30 protein-coding genes are annotated in these 21,121 nt (G+C 69.3%); 11 read left to right on the forward strand and 19 right to left on the reverse strand.

Annotated elements, in window-relative coordinates; all coding sequences use genetic code 11:
- The first annotated feature begins 10 nt into the window (after window positions 1–10).
- The 5 genes from NV348_RS12280 (at window position 11) to NV348_RS12300 (ending at window position 4,343) form a co-directional block, all read left to right on the forward strand.
- The gene (locus NV348_RS12280) at window positions 11–904 is read left to right on the forward strand and encodes a 1,4-dihydroxy-2-naphthoyl-CoA synthase (protein ID WP_316576188.1); all 894 of its coding nucleotides are present in this window, start codon (window positions 11–13) and stop codon (window positions 902–904) included.
- 14 nt (window positions 905–918) lie between these two features.
- Complete coding sequence (locus NV348_RS12285; RefSeq protein ID WP_447147037.1) at window positions 919–1,311, forward strand: VOC family protein; 393 nt, start codon at window positions 919–921, stop codon at window positions 1,309–1,311.
- Window positions 1,312–1,644: 333 nt separating this feature from the next.
- Window positions 1,645–2,778, forward strand: coding sequence for an o-succinylbenzoate--CoA ligase (gene menE, locus NV348_RS12290; protein WP_447151008.1), 1,134 nt, complete (start codon window positions 1,645–1,647; stop codon window positions 2,776–2,778).
- Window positions 2,779–2,986: 208 nt separating this feature from the next.
- Window positions 2,987–3,445 carry an SRPBCC family protein gene (locus NV348_RS12295; RefSeq protein ID WP_447151009.1) on the forward strand — a complete coding sequence of 153 codons (459 nt, stop codon included), beginning with the start codon at window positions 2,987–2,989 and terminating at the stop codon, window positions 3,443–3,445.
- Window positions 3,446–3,473: 28 nt separating this feature from the next.
- A complete protein-coding gene (locus tag NV348_RS12300) occupies window positions 3,474–4,343 on the forward strand; it encodes a 1,4-dihydroxy-2-naphthoate polyprenyltransferase (RefSeq protein ID WP_447147038.1) in 870 nt (289 codons plus the stop codon).
- 43 nt (window positions 4,344–4,386) lie between these two features.
- On the opposite strand, the gene NV348_RS12305 is transcribed toward NV348_RS12300, so the two are convergent.
- From NV348_RS12305 to NV348_RS12330, 6 genes are all read right to left on the reverse strand, one after another.
- Entirely contained in the window at window positions 4,387–4,773 is a 387-nt protein-coding gene (locus NV348_RS12305) for a phage holin family protein (RefSeq protein ID WP_447147039.1), read from the reverse strand.
- Between the two features lie 62 nt (window positions 4,774–4,835).
- Window positions 4,836–5,411, reverse strand: coding sequence for a Clp protease N-terminal domain-containing protein (locus tag NV348_RS12310; protein WP_447147040.1), 576 nt, complete (start codon window positions 5,409–5,411; stop codon window positions 4,836–4,838).
- Complete coding sequence (locus tag NV348_RS12315) at window positions 5,411–5,632, reverse strand: helix-turn-helix domain-containing protein (protein WP_447147041.1); 222 nt, start codon at window positions 5,630–5,632, stop codon at window positions 5,411–5,413. The genes NV348_RS12310 and NV348_RS12315 overlap by 1 nt, the downstream gene beginning before the upstream one ends.
- Window positions 5,633–5,687: 55 nt before the next feature.
- Window positions 5,688–6,230 carry a dihydrofolate reductase family protein gene (locus NV348_RS12320; RefSeq protein ID WP_447147042.1) on the reverse strand — a complete coding sequence of 181 codons (543 nt, stop codon included), beginning with the start codon at window positions 6,228–6,230 and terminating at the stop codon, window positions 5,688–5,690.
- A gap of 50 nt (window positions 6,231–6,280) precedes the next feature.
- Window positions 6,281–7,366, reverse strand: a complete 1,086-nt coding sequence (cds1, locus tag NV348_RS12325; RefSeq protein ID WP_447147043.1) for an L-cysteine desulfhydrase Cds1 — start codon at window positions 7,364–7,366, stop codon at window positions 6,281–6,283.
- Window positions 7,363–7,689, reverse strand: a complete 327-nt coding sequence (locus NV348_RS12330) for a DUF4229 domain-containing protein (protein WP_447147044.1) — start codon at window positions 7,687–7,689, stop codon at window positions 7,363–7,365. The genes cds1 and NV348_RS12330 overlap by 4 nt, the downstream gene beginning before the upstream one ends.
- 219 nt (window positions 7,690–7,908) lie before the next feature.
- On the opposite strand from NV348_RS12330, the gene NV348_RS12335 reads away from it, so the two are divergent.
- From NV348_RS12335 to NV348_RS12350, 4 genes are all read left to right on the forward strand, one after another.
- A complete protein-coding gene (locus NV348_RS12335) occupies window positions 7,909–8,118 on the forward strand; it encodes a BldC family transcriptional regulator (RefSeq protein WP_019049435.1) in 210 nt (69 codons plus the stop codon).
- Between the two features lie 106 nt (window positions 8,119–8,224).
- Window positions 8,225–8,428: a hypothetical protein gene (locus NV348_RS12340; protein ID WP_447147045.1), complete on the forward strand. Its 204-nt coding sequence runs from the start codon at window positions 8,225–8,227 to the stop codon at window positions 8,426–8,428.
- A 71-nt stretch (window positions 8,429–8,499) separates the two neighbouring features.
- Window positions 8,500–9,156 carry a hypothetical protein gene (locus NV348_RS12345; protein WP_447147046.1) on the forward strand — a complete coding sequence of 219 codons (657 nt, stop codon included), beginning with the start codon at window positions 8,500–8,502 and terminating at the stop codon, window positions 9,154–9,156.
- An 84-nt stretch (window positions 9,157–9,240) separates the two neighbouring features.
- The gene (locus NV348_RS12350; protein ID WP_447147047.1) at window positions 9,241–9,381 is read left to right on the forward strand and encodes a hypothetical protein; all 141 of its coding nucleotides are present in this window, start codon (window positions 9,241–9,243) and stop codon (window positions 9,379–9,381) included.
- 213 nt (window positions 9,382–9,594) lie between these two features.
- On the opposite strand, the gene ccsB is transcribed toward NV348_RS12350, so the two are convergent.
- The 7 genes from ccsB to hemL form a co-directional block, all read right to left on the reverse strand.
- On the reverse strand, window positions 9,595–10,560 hold the full coding sequence (ccsB, locus tag NV348_RS12355; RefSeq protein WP_447147048.1) for a c-type cytochrome biogenesis protein CcsB: 966 nt from the start codon (window positions 10,558–10,560) through the stop codon (window positions 9,595–9,597).
- Window positions 10,560–12,194 carry a cytochrome c biogenesis protein ResB gene (gene resB, locus NV348_RS12360; protein ID WP_447147049.1) on the reverse strand — a complete coding sequence of 545 codons (1,635 nt, stop codon included), beginning with the start codon at window positions 12,192–12,194 and terminating at the stop codon, window positions 10,560–10,562. The genes ccsB and resB overlap by 1 nt, the downstream gene beginning before the upstream one ends.
- Entirely contained in the window at window positions 12,194–13,003 is an 810-nt protein-coding gene (locus NV348_RS12365) for a cytochrome c biogenesis CcdA family protein (protein WP_447147050.1), read from the reverse strand. Before NV348_RS12365 ends, resB begins: the two co-directional genes overlap by 1 nt.
- Window positions 13,004–13,005: 2 nt before the next feature.
- On the reverse strand, window positions 13,006–13,239 hold the full coding sequence (locus NV348_RS12370) for a hypothetical protein (RefSeq protein WP_447147051.1): 234 nt from the start codon (window positions 13,237–13,239) through the stop codon (window positions 13,006–13,008).
- Window positions 13,236–13,877: a TlpA disulfide reductase family protein gene (locus NV348_RS12375; protein WP_447147052.1), complete on the reverse strand. Its 642-nt coding sequence runs from the start codon at window positions 13,875–13,877 to the stop codon at window positions 13,236–13,238. The genes NV348_RS12370 and NV348_RS12375 overlap by 4 nt, the downstream gene beginning before the upstream one ends.
- Complete coding sequence (locus NV348_RS12380; protein WP_447151010.1) at window positions 13,874–14,500, reverse strand: histidine phosphatase family protein; 627 nt, start codon at window positions 14,498–14,500, stop codon at window positions 13,874–13,876. The genes NV348_RS12375 and NV348_RS12380 overlap by 4 nt, the downstream gene beginning before the upstream one ends.
- A 107-nt stretch (window positions 14,501–14,607) precedes the next feature.
- Window positions 14,608–15,906: a glutamate-1-semialdehyde 2,1-aminomutase gene (gene hemL, locus NV348_RS12385; RefSeq protein ID WP_447151011.1), complete on the reverse strand. Its 1,299-nt coding sequence runs from the start codon at window positions 15,904–15,906 to the stop codon at window positions 14,608–14,610.
- 253 nt (window positions 15,907–16,159) lie between these two features.
- On the opposite strand from hemL, the gene NV348_RS12390 reads away from it, so the two are divergent.
- Window positions 16,160–16,567, forward strand: a complete 408-nt coding sequence (locus NV348_RS12390) for a hypothetical protein (protein ID WP_447147053.1) — start codon at window positions 16,160–16,162, stop codon at window positions 16,565–16,567.
- Here NV348_RS12390 and NV348_RS12395 read toward each other — a convergent pair.
- The 6 genes from NV348_RS12395 to NV348_RS12420 all read right to left on the reverse strand — a co-directional run bounded on the left by NV348_RS12395 (window position 16,564) and on the right by NV348_RS12420 (window position 20,559).
- The gene (locus NV348_RS12395) at window positions 16,564–16,785 is read right to left on the reverse strand and encodes a hypothetical protein (protein ID WP_447147054.1); all 222 of its coding nucleotides are present in this window, start codon (window positions 16,783–16,785) and stop codon (window positions 16,564–16,566) included. The genes NV348_RS12390 and NV348_RS12395 overlap by 4 nt on opposite strands.
- Before the next feature lie 82 nt (window positions 16,786–16,867).
- Window positions 16,868–17,137 (reverse strand): hypothetical protein, encoded by a 270-nt coding sequence (locus NV348_RS12400; RefSeq protein WP_447147055.1) that lies wholly within the window; start codon window positions 17,135–17,137, stop codon window positions 16,868–16,870.
- On the reverse strand, window positions 17,134–17,574 hold the full coding sequence (gene mce1N / locus NV348_RS12405) for a transport-regulating membrane protein Mce1N (RefSeq protein ID WP_447147056.1): 441 nt from the start codon (window positions 17,572–17,574) through the stop codon (window positions 17,134–17,136). The genes NV348_RS12400 and mce1N overlap by 4 nt, the downstream gene beginning before the upstream one ends.
- A gap of 277 nt (window positions 17,575–17,851) precedes the next feature.
- Complete coding sequence (locus tag NV348_RS12410; protein ID WP_447147057.1) at window positions 17,852–18,364, reverse strand: hypothetical protein; 513 nt, start codon at window positions 18,362–18,364, stop codon at window positions 17,852–17,854.
- Window positions 18,361–19,338, reverse strand: a complete 978-nt coding sequence (gene hemB / locus NV348_RS12415; RefSeq protein WP_447147058.1) for a porphobilinogen synthase — start codon at window positions 19,336–19,338, stop codon at window positions 18,361–18,363. Before hemB ends, NV348_RS12410 begins: the two co-directional genes overlap by 4 nt.
- Window positions 19,339–19,380: 42 nt before the next feature.
- Window positions 19,381–20,559: a serine hydrolase domain-containing protein gene (locus NV348_RS12420; RefSeq protein WP_447147059.1), complete on the reverse strand. Its 1,179-nt coding sequence runs from the start codon at window positions 20,557–20,559 to the stop codon at window positions 19,381–19,383.
- A gap of 222 nt (window positions 20,560–20,781) precedes the next feature.
- On the opposite strand from NV348_RS12420, the gene NV348_RS12425 reads away from it, so the two are divergent.
- Window positions 20,782–21,066 (forward strand): hypothetical protein, encoded by a 285-nt coding sequence (locus NV348_RS12425; RefSeq protein ID WP_447147060.1) that lies wholly within the window; start codon window positions 20,782–20,784, stop codon window positions 21,064–21,066.
- The last annotated feature ends 55 nt before the right edge of the window (window positions 21,067–21,121 follow it).

The raw sequence follows: 21,121 nt of genomic DNA on the forward strand, positions 1-21,121 counted from the left end.
AATCAGGGTCGTGACTTTCGATCCGAAGCTGTGGCGGCCCGTCCCCGGGTTCGAGGACCTGACCGACATCACCTACCACCGACATATCGAGCAGGGCACGGTGCGGGTGGCGTTCGACCGGCCGGAGGTGCGCAACGCGTTCCGTCCGCACACCGTCGACGAGCTCTACCGCGCGCTCGATCACGCGCGGATGTCACCGGATGTCGGCGCGGTGCTGCTCACCGGCAACGGGCCGAGCCCGAAGGACGGCGGCTGGGCCTTCTGCTCCGGCGGCGACCAGCGCATCCGCGGACGCAACGGCTACCAGTACGCCGACGGCGAGACCGCCGACACCGTCGACACCGCGCGCGCGGGCAGGCTGCACATCCTCGAGGTCCAGCGGCTGATCCGCTTCATGCCCAAGGTCGTCATCGCGCTGGTGAACGGCTGGGCGGCCGGCGGCGGGCACAGCCTGCACGTCGTCTGCGACCTGACCCTGGCCTCGCGCGAGCACGCGCGGTTCAAGCAGACCGACGCCGATGTCGGCTCGTTCGACGGCGGCTACGGCAGCGCGTATCTGGCGAAGATGGTCGGGCAGAAGTTCGCCCGCGAGATCTTCTTCCTCGGCAGGCCGTACACGGCCGAGGAGATGCACCAGATGGGCGCGGTGAACAAGGTCGTCGACCACGACGAGCTGGAGAACGTCGCGCTGGAGTGGACCGCCGACATCAACGGCAAATCACCGCAGGCCCAACGGATGCTGAAGTACGCGTTCAACCTGCTCGACGACGGCCTGGTCGGCCAGCAGCTCTTCGCGGGCGAGGCGACCAGAATGGCGTACATGACCGACGAAGCGGTCGAGGGCCGCGACGCGTTCCTGGAGAAGCGCAAGCCCGACTGGGCGCCCTACCCCTGGTACTTCTGAGAACGGACGGCCCCATGGACATTCTCAACAGCCGGATCATCCTGCGGCCCAGCGACTATGCCACCACGCTGGCGTTCTACCGGGACGGCCTCGGCCTGGCGATCGCGCGGGAGTACCCGGGCGGCACCGTGTTCTACGCCGGGCAGGGGCTGATCGAGGTCGCCGGGCACGGCGGCAGCGGCGAACCAGGCCGCTTCGACGGCGCGATCTGGCTGCAGGTGCGCGATGTGGCCGACGCGGCAGCGGAGTTGGCGCTGAAGGGAATCGCGATCGAGCGCGCACCCGTGCTCGAGCCGTGGGGCCTGTGGGAGATGTGGGTGCGTGACCCGGACGGCATCGCGATCGTTCTGGTACAGGTTCCTGCCGAACATCCGATCCGGCGAGATCCGCGCTGGTCGGCGGAGTGAACGAGTGGTTATCGCGGCGGACCCGAGTTGCCGATCCGGGTCCGGCCGCGCACGATGACTGCGAGCAAGCGCCCGACCGCCGTCGTCCGGACCGCAGTGCGAGTTGTCGTCCATCTACTGAATCGCAGTCGCTATGCCTGCCTTTTGGCGAACCATTTCCCGGCAAACCGACCCGTTGGCCGGGTCTCGGCCGCCGCATGACACGATCGAAGCCGTGAGGGAGCGCAGCAAGCTGTATCCGGAGGTGGTGGGCATGAGGGAGCGCGCACCGCGCATGCCACAGCCGAGCGCCGGCGAGGCTGTGGCGTGAGCAGAACCCTGCGGACGCTGCAGATGCCGACCGGTTCCGGTGTCGGCGAGGTGCTTCCCCATCTGCGTCAAGCGCTCGACGGCAACGGCCCGGCCTGGCTGCCGATCCCGACCACCGATCGCCGCGAGGCGCGCAGGCTCTCCGACGCGCTCAAGCCCGGCGATCCGATCGACGACGATGTCGCCCTGGTGGTGACCACCTCCGGCACCACCGGCATCCCCAAGGGCGCCCTGCTGGGCGCCGAAGCCCTGCGGGCCAGCGGTAACGCCACCCACGAGCGGCTCGGCGGGCCGGGCAGCTGGCTGCTGGCCCTGCCGACCCACCACATCGCGGGTATCCAGGTTCTGCTGCGCAGCATCCTGGCCGGCACCGAGCCGACCGTGCTCGACGTGTCGGGCGGATTCCTGCCCGAGGCGCTGGCCGGTGCCGTCGCCGCGATGCGCGGGCCACGCCGCTACACCGCGCTGGTGCCGACGCAGCTGATCAAGTCGCTGGATTCGCCGGTGGCCGCCAAGGCGCTGGCCGAACTCGACGGCGTGCTGGTCGGCGGGGCGGCGACGCCGCTGCCGGTCTACGAACGCGCGCGCGAGGCGGGCATCACCGTCGTGCGGACCTACGGCATGAGCGAGACCTGCGGCGGCTGCGTCTACGAGGGCGTGCCGCTCGACGGCACCGAGGTGCGGATCGAGGACGGCCGGGTGCTGCTCGGCGGCGCGATGATCGCCCGCGGCTACCGCAACCTGCCCGACCACCCCGCCTTCGCCGAGCCCGGCTGGTTCCGCACCGAGGACGCGGGCACCTACACCGACGGCGTGCTGTCGATCACCGGCCGCCTCGACGAGGCCATCATGACCGGCGGTCTGCTGGTGATTCCGCAGGTGGTGGAGGCCGTGCTGGCCAATCACCCCGGGATCAGGGAGTGCATCGTGCTCGGTCTGCCCGACGAGCGGCTGGGTCAGCGCGTCGCGGTCGCGATCGTGCCCGTGCCCGGCGCCGCGCCGACGCTGGACGAGATCCGCGCCCACGTCGTCGCCGAACTCGATTCCATCGCCGCACCGCGCGAGCTGGCCGTGCTGACCGAGATCCCGCTGCGCGGCCCCGGCAAGCCCGACCGCGCCGCCCTGCGCGAACACCTGCTGGCCAACACCAGGAGCTGACGCTCACCGCCCTTGCGTGGCCCACGCCATCGCGACGCACGGGCCGTGCAGGGCGGGCACCCGCCGTCGGGCCGTCGAGCTCGCAGACCTGCCGCGAGACATCGTCGGCGAGCGCGGCGACGAGCTCCTGTTCCACGCGGGACGACCCGGCGCGACACCACGGCCGCCCGCCGCGAAATTGTCGGTATCCGGGCCTAGGCTGACCCGCATGGGCGACTTCGAGGTGACCCGGCGCACGACCATTGCCGCCGAACCCGCACGCATCCACGGCTTCATCGACGATTTCCGCCAGTGGCGCCTGTGGTCGCCCTGGGAGGACGCCGATCCACAGCTCGCGCGCACCTACACCGGCCCCGAGTCCGGCGTCGGCGCCCGCTACACCTGGCGCGGCAATCGCAAGGCCGGCGCCGGCGCGATGGAGATCAAGGCCGACGCCGCGCACGAGATCGGCATCGAGCTGGCGTTCGAGAAACCGTTCAAGGCCACCAACTTCGTCACCTTCACCCTCACGCCCGGCGGCGGCAACACCGAGGTGACCTGGCGGATGACCGGCACCCACTCCGGCCTGATGGGCGTGCTCGGCAAGGTCTTCCCGATCGACAACATGATCGGCAAGGACTTCGACAAGGGCCTGGCCCGGCTCAAGACCATCGCCGAATCCGCCTAGTACACCGGCCGGGGCTAGGCTTCGATCCATGGCTACAGCAGCGGAATGGATCGAAGGCGCCCGGCCGCGGACGCTGCCGAACGCGATCGCGCCGGTACTCGCCGGAACCGGCGCGGCGGCGTCGATCAATGGGGCCGTCTGGTGGAAAGCGCTACTGGCGCTGCTGGTTTCGCTGGCGCTGATCGTCGGCGTGAACTACGCCAACGACTACTCCGACGGTATCCGCGGCACCGACGACGTGCGGGTCGGCCCGCTGCGGCTGGTCGGCTCGAAACTGGCCTCCCCCACCGCCGTACGCAATGCCGCGGTGCTGAGCCTGGCGATCGGCGCGGTCGCGGGCGTGGTCCTGGCCGTGACGACCGCGTGGTGGCTGGTCGCGATCGGCGCGGTGTGCCTGGCGGGCGCCTGGTTCTACACCGGCGGCAGCAAGCCCTACGGCTACAGCGGTTTCGGCGAGATCGCGGTGTTCGTGTTCTTCGGCCTGATCGCGGTGCTGGGCACCCAGTACGTGCAGGCGTTGCGCGTGGACTGGGTGGGACTGCTGCTGGCGATCGGCGTCGGCGCGTTCTCCAGCGCGGTGCTGGTCGCCAACAACCTGCGTGACATCCCCACCGATACCGAGGCCGGGAAGGTCACCCTCGCGGTGAAACTCGGCGACGCGCGCACCCGCACGCTACACCTGGTGCTGCTGGTCGCACCGTTCGTGATCAGCCTGGCGCTGGTGGCCCGCACCCCGTGGGCACTGGCCGGACTGCTGGCGTTGCCGCTGGCGATCCGTGCCAATGCCCCGGTGCGCACGGGCAAGGGCGGGCTGGAACTGATTCCCGCCCTGCGCGACTCCGGGCTGGCACTGCTGGCCTGGTCGGCACTGAGCGCGCTGGCCGTCGGACTCGGCTAGTCGTCGCCGTCCGGTAATTCGGCAGAGCCCGAGCACCCTGCGGCTAGTCGTCGCCGTCCGGTACGAGGATGCCGAGCACCCAGTTGACCAGCGAGATGATCACACCGCCCCAGAACGCCGCCCAGAAACCGTCGACCCGCAGACCGTAGTCGGACAGTTCGGTGATCTTCGCGGTGAGCCAGAGCATGCCCGCGTTCACCAGCAGCAGGAACAGGCCGAGCGTGAGGATCACGAACGGCAGGGACAGGAGTTGCACGATCGGCTTGATGACGGCGTTCACCGCGGTGAACACCGCCGCGACGATCAGGATCACCAGGGCTTTGCCCCAGTTGCCCGAATCGGCCGGGACCAGGATGTCGATCTTGTCGATCCACGCCGCCGCGGCCCAGATGGCAATGGCGTTGATGACCAGTCGAATAGCTAGCTGCATAGAGCCATGCTATGCGTGGAATCGGACATTGCGTCGGGTCTGACACACACCCGACGCAGAATTCACGCTGCGCGGTCGAGCATTCCGTAGACGTCGGCGCGCAAGGCGGCGGCCCCGTCGCGGCCGCCGAGCAGGTCGGTGGTGGCCGGGTCGGCGCCGCGCAAGATCCCGAGCAGCAGGTAGGCCGTGGAGATCTCGCGCTCCTTGCGATGGATCGCCTCGCGCAGAGCGAGTTCGAGCGACTTCTTGGCCGGACCGGCGAACGGGATGTGCCCGGCGCCCAGCATCCGGCCGAAGACGCCGCGCCGGACCTCCGGTTCGGCCCGGTCCCAGGCCTCGGGGCCGAAGTTCTCGGTGATGCTGGCCCGCACCGCGTCCAGGTCGATGCCGATCGAGCGCAGAGCGTCGGCGTCGTCGGCTCCCAGCGGCGGCGCGCTCGTGCGGGTGGCGAGGGCGGCGCGCACTCCGTCGGCGGTGATGCCCCGGGCGTCGAGCACCGCCCGGAGGCCGGGTTCGGCGTTCGCGATCACGCCGAGCAGCACATGCTCGGGTCCGATCCGCTCGGCGCCCAGCTCCTTGGCGTCGTCCTGGGCGCTCACTACCGCCACCCTGGCATGTCGGCTGAACTTCTCGAACATCAGCGGGTACCGCCCTTCCGATTGTGTTTCTGATGCACCGCCTGCTTGCTCACCTCGAGCGCTTCGGCAATCGCCTGCCACGACCAGCCGCTGGCCCTGGCATTGGCCACCTGGATGGATTCGAGCCGGTCGGCCAGCCTGCGCAGGGCGAGTACCGCGCGCAGGCCGACCGCCGGATCGGGATTGCCCGCCGCCGAGGCGAGCGTTGTTGCATCGGTCATGCCGTCAATTTTGATTGACGATCCGCGCGGTGTCAACAAAAATTGACAACACGGATCAACTCAGTCGGTACACGAGCTTGGCGAACTGGCCCAGCTGTTCGACCTCGACCAGCCGCAGCCGATCGGAGAGCAGGCGGCGCGGCAGCAACGGGGCGCCGCCACCGAGCGTCACCGGGGCGATGCCGACGACCACCTCGTCGAGCAGTCCGGCGTCGGCGAACTGCCCGGCGAGGTCGCCGCCGCCGATGATCCAGATGTCGCGACCGGCGGCGGCGTCGACCATCTCCGCGTGCACCGACCCGACCTCGCCCGCGACGAAACGCACATTCGCGCCAGGGAGTTCGGGCAGCTCACGATGGGTGAACACCCAGGTCGGGCGGTCGCCGTAGTTCTCGTGCCAGACAGCGGGCGGATTGTTGGCCACCATCCACTCGTAGGTCGTCGAACCCAGGCACAGCGCACCGACGCCGAGTAGAAATTCGCTGACATCGCCGGTCGCGGTGTCGGCATCGGGCACAGCCATCAGCCAGTCGAGCGAATTGTCGGGGTCGGCGATATAGCCGTCGAGGCTGGTCGCGGTGTAATAGCGGGTCGTCATGACACCGATCCTCACACCCAAATCTGACATCTTCGGTCAGGTTTCGGCAGTCAGCCGTGCCAGCGACCCGTGGCGGTGAATTCGGTGAGGACGGCGGTGGGTCCCACCATGTCGAGGTGCTGGGCGTCGACCCAGGCGTCGTCGAAATACGTTCCGGCGTACCGGTCACCGCCGTCGCACAGCAGCGTCACGACACTGCCGCTGCGGCCGGCGGCGAGCAGCTCGGACACCAGGTGGAAGGCACCCCACAGGTTCGTCCCGGTCGAACCGCCGACCCGTCGGCCCAGCACCGTGCTGGCGTGCCTGGCGGTGGCGATCGAGGCCGCGTCCGGGACCACGATCATCCGGTCGACGACCTGCCCGACGAAGGACGGCTCGACGCGCGGCCTGCCGATGCCCTCGATCCGCGACGGCATGCCGGTCTCGTAGCCCGCGTCACCGGTCTCGTAACCGCCGAAGAACGCCGAATTCTCGGGATCGACCACGGCCAGCCGGGTCGCGTGCCTGTGATAGCGGATGTAGCGGCCGATCGTGGCGCTGGTGCCGCCGGTGCCGGCGCCGACCACGATCCACTCCGGGATCGGATTGGTCTCCAGAGCCAGCTGCTGGAAGATGGATTCGGCGATGTTGTTGTTGCCGCGCCAATCGGTCGCGCGCTCGGCGTGGGTGAACTGATCCATGAAATGCCCGCCGGTCTCGGCGGCGAGACGCTTGGCCTCGGTGTACATCTCCGGCGCCCGCTCGACGAAATGACAACGGCCACCCTGTGCTTCGATCAGCGCGATCTTCTGCGGCGACGTGCTCGACGGCATCACCGCGACGAAATCCAGGCCGAGCAGGTTGGCGAAGTAGGCCTCGCTCACCGCCGTCGACCCCGACGACGCCTCCACGACCGTGGTGCCCTCGGTGACCCAGCCGTTGCAGATCGAGTACAGGAACAGCGAGCGCGCCAGCCGGTGCTTGAGGCTGCCGGTGATGTGGGTGGACTCGTCCTTGAGGTAGAGCTGCACCGGCCAGCCCGCGGGCAGCGGATACCGCAGCAGATGGGTGTCGGCGGAGCGCTGGGAATCGGCGTTGATCAGCCGGACAGCGTTGTCGACCCAGTCACGCGGAGCGCTGCGGTCGAGGTATTTCACGCGGCCGACCCGTCGTCGTCACCTCGCAACCGGGCCCGCAGCTGCGCCTTGTCCTGGCGGCGGCGCGCGTCGACGACGGCGATGTCCTCATTGACCTTCGTACGCAGCTTCTTGAACAGGGTGAGCGAGAGTGGCATCGCGACGATCAGCGCGAACAGCGCGGCCACGATGATCGGCACCTCGACGCCGATGAGCTTGGCGACGCCGACGATCACCGCGGCGATCAGCACGACGAGCCCGAGCCGGGCCAGCGTGTAGAGGGCCAGATTGCGGACCAGCCGCTTCCCCGCGCCAGAACCTTGCTGACCAGTTGCTTCACTCACGCCACCAGCTTATGCGCGCTGCATGCGCAGCCGTCAACAGACCCGCGCACGGCCGGCGCAATGCGGAGGTACGCCCACCCTGCGCACGATGCAGCCCCGTTCGCGGCTTTTGTCTATTACTTCCCCTTTACCAACAGTAGGTGGTTCGACTACGTGGGGGTCGCAGTGCGACGATGACGCCATCTGATGAGGGAACTGTCGAGAACGGAGAGGTTAGCTATGACTGCGATCACCGTCGGCGGCCAGGACACTCTGCTGACACCAGGCCAAGTAGCCGCAATGTTCCACGTAGACCCCAAGACCGTCACCCGGTGGGCTCATGCGGGCAGGCTCGGTTCGCTGCGCACGCCGGGCGGACATCGCCGATTCCGCGAGTCCGAGGTTCTGCAGTTGCTGAAGTCGCTCACCACCGAGGCAGCACCCCGCTGACCCGACCGGCCGACGCGAGTCCGCCACGGGCTCGCGTTTGCCGGGAATTTCCCTTCCGTTACGGATGTGCACACGGCGCGGACACGGCTACCCTCGATAGCAGGAGGTGAGCGACGTGACGTACCTGTTGGCACTCATCGCGATCGTGGCCGTCGCGGTGTTGTGCTGGAAGGCGTTCGGCCCCGAGAAGGCGGGCCCTGGTTCCGGCCCACCGGCGCGCAGGCCGATCCTGGGCCCCGACGACGACCCGGAGTTCCTCTGGCGACTCGGTAAGCAGCACCGCGACGATTCCGGCCAGTCCGACCTGTAGTTCGCGCGCGCGTGAGCTTACCCACATACCCCCGATGCACCGCGAAAAACCCGGGTAGATAACGTATTCCGGTGATCGATGTGCAGCAGAGTTCTATCCCGACCACTTGGCGCGCGGCCGACGGCAGCGCCGTGACGTTCACCGAGGCACGGTCGGAGTGGACTCGCGCCGCCCACGAGGTGCTCGCCGACACCGCGACCAGGTTCAACAACTTCATCGTCAACACCGAGTTGGCGGAGCTGGTCCAGGAGGAATCCGGGATCCGCACGCAGGTGAAGTGGCAGCACTGGCTGCCCGTCGTGCTGGACAAGGTCGCCGAGCACTGCCACAAGAACAACGAGCCGCCGCTGAGCGCCCTGTGCGTGCGCAAGAACCAGACCGTCGGCACCGGCTACCGCTACATCCTCGAACTCGCGGGCCTGCCCATCCCCGACGACCTCGAGATGCACGCCGCCGCCGCCCGCTGGCAGTGCTACCAGCACTACGCCACCGACCTCCCCGCCGACGGCGGCCTGCCCACCCTCCCCCCGAAGGTCGCGGCCCTGCGCCAGCAGACCTCCCAGGACCTCGCCACCGCCGAAGCGGCCGAAGCCGCCGCCAAGCCCAAGCGCCCCTCGACGTCCTCCCGCCGCAGCGTCACCGTCCCCAAGCCGGAGCCGGTCCGCAAGCCCGTCTGCCTCAACTGCCACGTCGAACTCCCGGCCAACAAGATCTGCTACTACTGCTGATCCCCGATCACCCGAAGGCCCGGTGCTCCCCCTGGTACCGGGTCTTCGTCGTTCCGACCGGCGGTCACGCTGCACACCGGTGCGATGACGCACTACACGACGTCGAGCACTGGCGGAAGGAGAAGGCTGCGCGCCGCGGTCGATCACCTCACCGGCCAACTCCACGACGGCCACGCCGCCACCGGCCCTTCCGGCGAGACACCCGGCTCGACGGTGGACTGGTAGAGCTCGGATCAAGTCTCGACGGCGGCCGTGTGGACGACGAATCGGACCTGATCGGTGGTCGACTCCATCCCTCGGAGATCTATTGCGGTGCGGTCGTCTTCGAGCTGCTCGGGGTGATGCCGAAGACCGTGGCTATGCCCTGCCAGAACAGCGGCACCGCTTCCTCAGCCTGTTGGTCCTCACCCGTTCAACTATGCCCGCGCGTGCGAAGAGTCAGTTCAATCCGGCGTAGCTGTGCAACCCCGAGATCACCATGTTGATGATGAACAGGTTGAAGAGCATGGCGACGAAGCCGGCGATGTTGATCCAGGCGGCCTTGGTGTCGCGCCAGCCGGAGGTGGCTCGGGCGTGGAGGTAGGCGGCGTAGAGGACCCAGGCGATGAAGGAGCAGGTTTCCTTGGGGTCCCAGCCCCAGAAGCGGCCCCAGGCGGCTTCGGCCCAGATGGCGCCGAGGATGACGCCGGCGCCGAAGAGGGGGAAGCCGATGATGGTGGTTTTGTAGGCGAGCTGGTCGAGGGTGCGGGCGTCGGGGAGGCGGCGGGCGATGGTGCCGAAGATCGAGTTCGACTCCTCGCCCGCGGGCTGACGCATGCGGTAGAGGTAGAGCAGGCTGGCGACGCCGGAGACCAGGAAGACGCCGCTGCCGATGCTGACGATGGTGACGTGGATCGGCAGCCAGAACGAACGCAGCGCGGGGACGACGGGCGCGGCGTCGGCGTAGAGGACGGTGCCGGCCAGGAACATCAGGATCAGCACGGGGACCAGCAGGAAGACCCACATGGACCGGTAGCGCTGGTCGCGCAGGAAGTACAGGCCGATCGCCACGGCGGCCGCGGTGGCCATGGTGGTGAACTCGTACATGTTGCCGAGCGGGAAGCGGTGGGTGGCGAAGCCGCGCAGCACGATCGAGCCGACATGCAGCACCGCGCCGACGAGCAGCACCGCGTACGCCATGTTGCCGAGGCGCTCGGAGGTCGGCTTGGCGGCCGGCGTCTCGATGCGACCGGGCAGCGACGGGTCGACGGGCGCGCCCGCGGTGACCAGCTCCCGCTCGGCGACCTTGTTGGCGCGCGCCGAGGCGTACTGCACCAGCAACAACACCAGGGCCAGGGCGTAGATGGCCATGGCCGACATGAAGGCGAAGTCGCTGTAGCGCGCCACCGTTTCGTCGATCGGCATCAGTTCTCCGTTTCCGCGTTCAGTACCCGCGCGCGCAGCCGGTCGAATTCGCTACCCCAGCCCGCCTGATCGCTTCTGGCCAGACCGCCCATCTCTACTACGGTCCGTCGTTGATCCACGGTACCTGCCCCGGCCTCGGCGGGGTACGCCCGGATCCAGATTCGGCGCCGCTTGACCAGCAGTGACACCAGCAGACCCGCCATCATGGTCAGCGCGCTCACCAGTACCCACTGCTGGGCCGGATCGTGCGAGACCTGGAGGTTCACGAATTCCTCGGCACCGTCGAAGGTGACCTTCGCGCCGTTGGGCAGCGTGGTCGACTCGCCCGGCCGCAGGTTGACCCGCGCTTCCTTGGTGAGCCTGCCCTGCTTGATCATCTCCGGGTCCAGCGCGAACAGCGACTGCGAGCGGCCGGTGTCCAGGCCGGTGTTGCCGCGGTAGATGTCGACGGCGACGGCCGGATCGTCCATCGTCGGGTACGACGAGGTGAGCAGGCTGCCGTGGAACAGCGCCGTCGGGGCGAACAGGCCCTCGATGGCGATCTGGTTCTGGCGGCGCTCCTCGTCGGTGGCGTACATGCCGCCGGGCGGGTCGATCCGCAGGACGCCGCTGGACAGGAAGGTCCTGGCGTCGTCGGGGCGCCACTGGATGGTCTCGGTGCGGGTCTGCCCGTTCGGGAAGGTGACGGTGAACGTCGGCGCGAAGCCGTGGCCCTGCAGGTAGACGCGGTCACCGGCGACGCGCAGCGGATGGTTCACCCGCAGCTCGGTGGAGCGCCAGGTGTCGGTGTTCAGGTCCTCGCCCGCCTGGTACTCGATGTTGGAGGTGAACATCTCGGCCTGGCCGGTGGGCAGGTAGTCGGCCTTGAAGTCCTTGACGCGCACGCACAGCGGGGTCATCCCGGTGCCGTCGTTGACATTGCCCGCGCGGAACGAGTCGAACACCGCGGGCGAGGTGGTGCAGAAGCCGGCGCCGTTGTCGGCGATCACGATGACATTGCCCTCGTAGCCGAACAGCTTGCCCAGCGCGATCGAGGCGAGCAGCCCCACCAGCGACAGGTGGAAGACCAGGTTGCCGAACTCGCGCAGGTAGCCCTTCTCGGCCGACAGCGTGACCTCGCCGTCGCGCTTGCCGGGCCGCACCTCGGTGCGCCAGCCGCGCAGCTGACCACGCGCCTGCTCGACGACGGCGTCGGCGTCGCGGTCGACGGTCTCGCTGAAGTGGTGCGGCAACCGGCCCAGGTTGCGCGGGGTCGGCACCGGCGGGGTGCGCAGGGCCCGGTAGTGGTCCCAGCAGCGCGGCAGGATGCAGCCGACCAGCGAGATGAACAGCAGCACGTAGATGGCGGTGAACCAGAAGCTACCGAACACGTCGAACAGCTCGAACCGGTCCATCCACGGACCCAGCGTCGGGCGGTCGGCGATGTACTGCTCGACCTTCTGCGTGTTCAGGCTGCGCTGCGGCAGCAGGGCGCCGGGAATGGCGGCCAGCGCCAGCAGGAACAGCAGCACCAGGGCGGTGCGCATGCTGGTGAGGCCGCGCCAGGTATTGCGGACCAGGGCCCAGGCCCGGCCCGGCAGGGACTGCCGGACGGGCGGGGTGGGGGTGGTCGGCGGAGTCAGTGTGTCAGTCATCAGATCGGAAGAGTCACCTCGGAGACGAACCCGTCACGCACCCAGCCGACGAACTGATCCCACGCCCCCGTGACCAGCGCGACGCCGACGGCGACGAGCAGAACACCCCCGATTACCTGGATGGTGCGCGAATTGCGCCGCAACCATCCGACCCCGCGCAGCGCACCGGCCGACCCGAACGCCAGCACGACGAACGGCAGCCCGAGCCCGAGGCAGTACGCCACGATCAGCACCACACCGCGGGCCGCGGTGGTGCCCTCGGTACCCGCGGAGACCGCCATCACCCCGGACAGCGTCGGCCCGAGGCACGGCGTCCAGCCCAGCGCGAACACCCCGCCGAGCAGGGGCGCGCCGACGATGCTGGTGAACCTGCGCGGTTCCATCCTGGTGTCGCGCTGCAGCGCCGGCACCAGGCCGATGAAGACCAGACCCATCAGGATGGTCACCACACCGCCGATGCGCTGCAGCAACTCCCGGTTGACGTTGAGAGTCTGGATCACACCGAACACGGTGGCCGTGGCCAGCACGAACACCACCGTGAACCCGGCGACGAACAGTCCGGCGGCACCGGCCACCCGCATCTTGGCGCTACGGCGCTGCGCGGTGAGCGTGCCCACCTGCGTGGCACTGGCCGGTGGCGCCTCGGCGCCGACCAGCCCGGCCAGATAGGACAGGTAGCCCGGCACCAACGGCACAACACACGGTGAAGCGAACGACACCAGGCCCGCGAGCAGACAGGCACCCAGCGCCAACAGCAACGGACCCGATGCCGCCGTCTGCTGGAACGAATCCCCGACTGCGGCGAGCATGCTCACTCGGTGGCGCCTGTGTCCTCGTCACGCTGCTCGTCGCGGGGCAACGACAGGGTGCGCTCGGTCTCGGCCGGTTCGGCCGGGCCGAAATCGAACAGGCCCGCACCGGCGACGCTGCGCGGGACGGTCGCGATGCCCGCCCAACGATCGTCGACGGTCCACCCCGCTCCCATGCGGCGCGCGCCCTGACGGGGGCGACACGCGGTCAGATTTCCGGGACGACGACGGCTCACTGCTTCTCCTCGGCGGCGATGCGCTCGACCACGGGCTGCAGATCTTCTGCCAATAGCGAGCGAAGGAAGACCGCGGCGACCCGGTGCTGACGATCCAGGATCAACGTGGTCGGAATGACACTGGTGGGAAAGTTTCCGCCGAGCGCGAGCAAGGTTCGCATCGACGGGTCGTAGATGGACGGGTATTCGATCTTGTTGTCCACTACGAAGTCCTGGGCTTTGTCCCGCTGATGATCGCGGACGTTGATTCCCAGAAACGCGACGCCCTTGTCTTTGGTCGCCGCGTACACCTTTTCGAGTGCGGGCGACTCGGCGCGGCACGGGCCACACCACTGTCCCCACAGATTGACGACCACGATCTGGTTCGGGAAATCGTCGACCGAGACGGTCTTTCCCTCGTTCATCAGATCGGGCCCCGAGAGCTTGCCGATCGTTCCGCGAGAGGCGGGCGGATCGTAGTAGATATCGGTTCTACCACCGGGCGAGACGAATTCGAAGGTGCCGCCACCGGTAGCCACCGCATCGGTACCTGTCGCGCAGCCCGCGGCCGCGACGATCACGAGCAGCGCGGACAGGACGGCAGTGATCGCCCGCAGCCGATGGCTGCGGGCGGGGACCGACGAGGTGGAGCGTGTCATGCGCCGTGAACCGAAGGGTCGGAGGCGCCCGCTGGTTCGGAGTACACGATGTCCACCAGGGTATCCCCGTGGTAGACCAGCGAGGTCAGCGAGGCGAGCGAGCACTGCCGGTTGCGCGGGTCGTGCCAGAGCCGCTGGCCCTGCAGGAACCGGCGCAGCGTCCACACGGGCAGCTGATGCGAGACCAGCACCACCTCGTGCCCGGCGCCCTCGACCCGGGCCTTGTTGACCGCGGCCAGCATGCGGTGCGCGATCTGCAGGTACGGCTCGCCCCAGGACGGGGTGAACGGGTCGCGCAGCTTCCACCAGTGCCGGGGCTTGCGCAGCGCGCCGTCACCGACGGACACGCGCAGGCCCTCGAAGGTATTGCCCGCTTCGATCAGGTTCTCGTCGGTGCGCACGATGGCGTCGTGGGCGGCCGCGATCGGGGCCGCGGTCTCCTGGGCGCGCTGCAGCGGGGAGGCGATCACCAGGGAGACGTCGTGGTCGGCCAGCGAGCGCGCGACGGCGGCTGCCTGCGATCGGCCGGTCACCGAGAGGCTGAAGCCGGGCAGGCGGCCGTAGAGGATGCCGTTCGGGTTGTGCACCTCGCCGTGGCGCAGCACGTGCACGATGGTTTCCACGGTCGCGTGGTCGTCGTCGAGGGCGGGTGGCGCGGCGGCGGGCGCGGGATGCGGCGCCTCGTCACCGTCGACCTGGGTGGCGAATTCTGCGTCGGGCTGGTCGGAGCTCACGCTGGGGATCCTTCGGGGGTTGCGGCCGCGGCCGCGAGGGCGGCGGCGGGCAGAGCGGCGGCGATACGGTCGAACGCGTCCTCGTCGAGCGCCGCGGAGACGAACCAGGCCTCGAACGCGCTCGGCGGCGCGTACACGCCCGCGTCGAGCAGGGCGTGGAAGAAGGCTGGGTAACGCCAGGTCTGGCTCGCCTTGGCGGCGTCGTAATCGGTCACCGGGCGGTCGGCGAAGAACACGCTCACCATATTGCCTGCGAACTGCACTTGATGCTCGACCCCTGCCTCGGTCAGGGCTTTCGCGAACAGACCACCGAGCCGATCGGCATTGCGGTCCAGGGCCGCGTACACCTCGGCATCGGCGGCGCGCAGCGTCGCGAGCCCGGCCGCGACGGCGACGGGATTCCCGGAGAGCGTGCCCGCCTGATAGACCGGACCGAGCGGGGCGAGATTGTTCATGATCTCGGCGCGACCGCCGAACGCGGCGGCGGGCAGGCCACCGCTCATCACCTTGCCGAAGGTGTAGAGGTCACCGGCGACGCCCTCGCGGCCGTACCAACCCGAGGCGCTGACCCGGAAGCCGGTCATGACCTCGTCCATGATCAGCAGCGCGCCGTTGTCGTGCGCCAGCGTGCGCAAGCCCGCGTTGAAACCGGGCAGCGGCGCGACCGCGCCCATATTGCCCGCCGCCGCCTCGGTGATGACGCACGCGACCTGGCCCGGGTTGGCCTCGAACGCGGCCGCGACGGCGGCGAGGTCGTTGTAGGGCAGCACGATGGTGTCGGCGGCCTGGGCACCGGTGACACCGGGCGAGGTCGGCAGGCCGAGCGTCGCGACGCCCGAGCCGGCGTCGGCCAGCAGCGCGTCGACGTGGCCGTGGTAGCAGCCGGAGAACTTGATGATCTTGGACCGGCCGGTGAAGCCGCGGGCCAGGCGCACCGCGCTCATGGTGGCCTCGGTGCCGGAGTTGACCAGCCGGACCCGCTCGACCGGCTCGACCCGCGCGGCGATGGCCTCGGCCAGCTCGATCTCGGCCTCGGTGGGCGCGCCGAACGACAGTCCGCTGGTAGCTGCCCGCTGCACCGCTTCGACGACGGCGGGGTGCGCGTGGCCCAGGATCATCGGACCCCAGGAGCAGACCAGATCGACGTACTCGTTGCCGTCGGCGTCGACGAGCGTGTAGCCGTTCGCCGAGGCGATGAACCGCGGAGTTCCGCCGACCGAATTGAACGCACGGACCGGGGAATTGACACCACCCGGGATCACCGAAGCGGCCCGCTCGAAGAGCTGAGCGGACATCGGTACCTGCGACGGACTGGCCTCGGCCGCGCGCGGAGAAGAACTCACGGATTCCAGTCTCTCAGCTCGCCTCGGCGCGCCGGACGACAGGGTGGAGCACAGTGACCCAGACCGCAGCGACCCACCGGCGACACGCCCGACACGCCGCCCCCGCGCGCGGATGATTTCGATCCGGGTGCGCTGGCCTGCGGCTACGCTGCGGGCTGCTCGAGCACCGAGCGGTAGACATCAGCTATCAGCGGAAGGGTGTTTCATGCGTTTCGGCGTCACCAGCACTGCACTGTGTTTCCCGCGCGCTGCCCTGTGTACGGGCTTCGTCGCGGCCGGACTGGTCTTCGGCGCCGGCTCGGCCACCGCCTTCGCACCGCAGGCCCAGCCGGACCGGATCGGCGCGCAGCTCAGTCACGAGGAGACCGTCGCGCTCGGCGCGGGCCCGATCCCGGCGCTCACCGCGATGCTCGTCCCCGCCAACCGGATCGGCGCGGGACTGCACGGGGACACGAATCTGTACCGCGACGCCGACGGCGGCATCCGCGCCACCCTGCGTCAGGTGGTGACGGAGGCGGCGAGCCATCCCGACGGCACCGTCACCGTGTTCCTGAACGCACCGGGCACCCGCGGGGGCCGCGTCGTCGACGTCTACCAGCAGTGGGCCGGTTAGGTGTACATGCAGGGGACCTCGGCCGAGATCGTGTGCAGCTGGCACATGATGCCGTTGTAGATACCGCTCGAGCCGGTCTCCGGGGCGAAGCCACCGGCGGCCGGCTCGGCGACCAGGGGGGTCAGGGGCAGGCCCGCGGCCTGGGCGGGTGCCGCTGCCAGGGCGATCGCCGCCGCGGCCGCGGCCGCCGTACAGAATCCTGCGGTGAGCTTGGTCATCGGTGGTCCTCCGTGTGCCCGCCGGAGCGAGCGGTCGAGATATGTCCCGAACCCCAACGCGCGCATCGGGATTCGGCTTCACTCAGGACATCGGTTCGGCAGACCGCAGTGCTACAGAACGGCTCACGACCCGGGCGACGGCGTCGATCGCCAGGATCCCCGCGACGATGACCAGCGCCGTCGCGAGCAGCAGCAGCGGCGGCACGTACCGGACGGCCTCGAACCCTGGATGCTCGTCGGAGGTGACGAAGCCGGTCACCCGCCGGGCATGACTCCAGCTGTAGACCGCACCGGCCAGGCAGATCACGGCGAGGCCGAGCTCGAACAGCGCCGTGGCGATCCAGCGTTTCATCCTTGCGATCCTGCCAGGGCCGCGCCCAGCGCGGCGCGCAGCCCGGCGTGGTCGATCGCCCACGCCTGCACGATCCGGCCGTCGACCAGGCGCAATCCGATGCCGCGACGGCGCCGCGGCACGCCGCTGAGCGCGCCGAGAGCCCGGCCGTCGGCGGCATCGTCGTCATCGGTGGGCAGCACGGCGGCGATCTCGGTCAGCGGCACGGATTCGACGCCCTGATGCAGGGCGGTGCCGGTCAGTTCGACCCGGGCGTGCGTGCGTCCGGCGATCACCTGCAGCACCGTGAAACCACCGATGGCGACGGCGCAGAAACCGAGGGCGAACCCGTGCAGGGTGCTGCCGGCGAGCCACTCCACCAGCAGGATCACCGCGCACAACAACGGGCCGTAGGCGACCGCGCGCCATCGCGCGCCGGGCTCGGAGAACAACACCATGGGGGACCGCGGCGCCGACGGCGCCGGTGGATCAGCCGACCAGACTCGGCAACAGAATCAGGGCGATGGTGACGACGGCCAGCAGGACCATCAAGCCGATGACCAACAGGTCGCGGCGCAGGCGGTGCTGCTGCTCGATCACCACACGCATCATTGCCTCCGAATCCCCCGGTCTTCGACCGGTCACATCACCGGGATTACCCCAAATCCCTGTGATCATGCTCACCATACACTGTGACGTGTCAGTGACCAAAGACGTGGGCGTTCAACCTCGTGTTCACCGGCGGTTCAGCTGGAAGTACTTGGTCGATTCCGGCCGGTAACTCAGATACGCGGCGCCGACCGCCAGCACGCCCTGCACGATCGCGGTGCCACCGGCGACCATCGTGGCCACCGCGGTGTCGCCGGAGAAGGCGAACATGGTGGCGACCGCGCCCATCCCCAGCCAGACCGCGACGACGGTGAGCACCGTGCGCGCCCAGGACTTGCCGCGGCCGAGCTGCTGGGCGATCAGCACGGTCACCCCGGCGAGCACGAGTCCGACGACCGCGGTCAGCACGAAGGCAAGCAGCACAATCACGTCGACCGTGGAGGCCGGGAACCCCGGGTCGCTCTTGTGCATCTCGTCGAGGAACTGCTTGCTCAGCTCATCGCGCTGCCCGGTCATGGTGACGATTCCGGCGCCGGTGTAGACGACCCCGAGCCCGGACACGGCCCACCACAACTGACGCGCGGTGCCGACATCCTCGGGCATCGGGAGGGATTCGGGTTTCTGCGGTGGAACGATCACGACAGCCAGTGTGCAGCCTCGGTCGCCCAATAGGTGAGCACGATGTCGGCGCCCGCCCGGCGGATGCCGATCAGCGACTCCAGGATCGAGGCCCTGCGGTCGATCCAGCCGCGCTCGGCGGCGGCGGTGATCATCGCGTACTCGCCGGAAATCTGGTACGCGGCGACCGGGACCGTCGAGCGGTCCGCCACGTCGCGCAGGATGTCGAGGTAGGACATCGCGGGCTTCACCATCACGATGTCGGCGCCCTCGGCGAGGTCGAGATCGAGTTCGCGCAGCGATTCGCGGCGATTGGCCGGGTCCTGCTGATACGTGCGGCGATCGCCTTCCAGCGACGAGCCGACGGCCTCGCGGAACGGGCCGTAAAAGGCGGAGGCGTACTTGGCCGCGTAGGCGAGGATGGCGGTGTCGGTGCGTCCGACGGCGTCCAGCCCGCGCCGGATCGCGCCGACCTGGCCGTCCATCATGCCGCTGGTACCGAGCAGATCGGCGCCCGACTCGGCCTGCGCCAGCGCCATCTCGACGTAGCGGTGCAGGGTGGCGTCGTTGTCGACCGCGCCATCGGCGGCGACGACGCCGCAGTGGCCGTGATCGGTGAACTCGTCCAGACAGGTGTCGGCCATGACCACGGTCGCGTCGCCGACTTCCTCGGCCAGCGCGCGCAGGCCGCGGTTGAGGATGCCGTTCGGATCGCTGGCCTGGCTGCCGGTGGCGTCCTTGTCCTCGGGCAGCGGCACACCGAACAGCATCAGGCCGCCGACACCGGCGGTCACCGCTTCGACCGACGCCTTGCGCAGCGAGTCCAGCGAGTGCTGATACACGCCGGGCATCGAGCTGATCTCGCGCGGTTCGTCGATGCCGTCGGCGACGAACATCGGCAGCACCAGCTGACGCGGCTCGAGCGTGGTTTCGGCGACGAGCCGACGCAATGCGGGTGTCCTGCGCAACCGCCGCGGGCGGTCGAAAGCGGTCATAGACCGCAGAATACGCCTGCGCGCACAGCCCCGCGTCGGCGCCTACGCGGCGTCGCCGGCGCGGGCCACCTCGCCCAAGATCGACTCGAAGGTGGCAAACACCGGGAGTGGTCCGGCCGAGCTCCACGTCTGGTTGGTGAGCAGGATGCCGGTCACGTCGCCGTCGTTGGACCACGTGGAGCCGAGGCCGCCGGACCAACCGTAGGAGCCGGCACGCGGACCGTCGGGCAGGTCGCTGAGCTGGACACCGACGCCGTAGCCCCAGCCCGCGCTGCCGTCCGGGTTCGGCCCGCCCGCCGCGAGCTGTGCGGCGGTGAGGTGGTCGCGCGTCATCGTGGCCACGGCCGCTTCGGACAGGATCCGGGTGCCGTCGAGCGCGCCGCCGTCGCGCAACATGCGGGCGAACCGGTGATAGTCGGCGAGGGTGGAGACGAGCCCGTCGCCGCCGCCCTCGAACGCCGGTGGCGTGCTCCACTGGCCGTCGACCGGGTCGAAGACGATCCGCGCGCCGTCCCGGTCGGCGTAGTGCGGGCCGAAGCGGTCGAGCTTGCCGGCGGGTACGGAGAAGGCCGTGTCGACCATGCCGAGTGGACGCAGGACTCGCTCGGCCAGGAACTCCGAGAACGGCTTACCGGCGGCCCGGCCGATCAGGAAGCCGAGGATCGGCGCGCCGACGTGATAGAGCCAGCGCTCCCCCGGCTGATATTGCAGCGGCATGGTGCCCAGCCGGGCGAGCCAGGTATCCGGTTGCGGCAGCTGCGCGGGAGTCGGTGGACCCCAGCCGAGGCCGAGCTCGCTCCAGGCCGCGTCGAACGGCTTGGGCGAGAAGTCGGCGAAGTCCATCCCCCAGCCGAGCCGGAAGGTGAGCAGGTCGTCGACGGTGATCGGGCGCCGGGCCGCGACGGTGTCGGTGACCTCGGCGGCCGGGTGTGCCAGCACGCGGCGGTCGGCGAGTTCGGGCAGCAGCCGGTCGACCGGCTCGGCGGGGTCGAGCACGCCGTCCTCGATCAGGATCGTGGCCGCGACCGCGGTGAGCGGTTTGGTCATCGAGGAGATACGGAAGATCGTGTCGTCGCGCACGGGTGCCGCGCGCGACGGGTCGAGATGACCGACCGTGCCGGTCGCCACCCGGTCGCCGCGCGCGACGAGCCAGGCCAGGCCGAGCAGTTCGTCCGCCTCGACATGGGCACCGAGGCGCTTGCCGATCTCTTCCGCCGTCATCGTGTCTCCTCCCGTGACATCGGTGCCCACTAGACCACACTGGTCCGACAGCCGCCCGGCGACGGGCCGCCGCGAACCTGTGGATAACATCGAATCCCACTGGAGCTCAATGGCTTCCGCGAGAGATCGGCGAAACTTGTCGGACCCCCTCGCTACAATCGAAAGCGTGTTCGAGGGTTCCCGACGATCGGGGGCGGGACCCATTCGCGACGGGAGGACGCCATGAACGCCATTGCCGCAGCACCGAAGTCCACGTTCATCACCGCGCCGTACGTGCCACTGGAGAAGAAGCGCCTGCCCGCAGGCAGGCCGCGCCGCTGGTACGTGACGCACAACCGCAGGCTCAAGGCCATGCGGTTGACGATCGCGCTGCTCGATTCCGGTGTGTACCTGCCGAATCAGGCCACCAACGACACGATCCGGCGCACCGCCGAGCAGATCGAGTTGCGCCCGCCGTCGGATGCCACCTGCCGGCTGGTGCGCACGCTGCTGCGCTACAGCCGATGATTCCGAGACGCCGAAGGCCCGCCACAGTGGGCGGGCCTTCGGGCGATTTCGGCAG

The sequence above is a fragment of the Nocardia fodinahabitans genome, assembly GCF_052983615.1.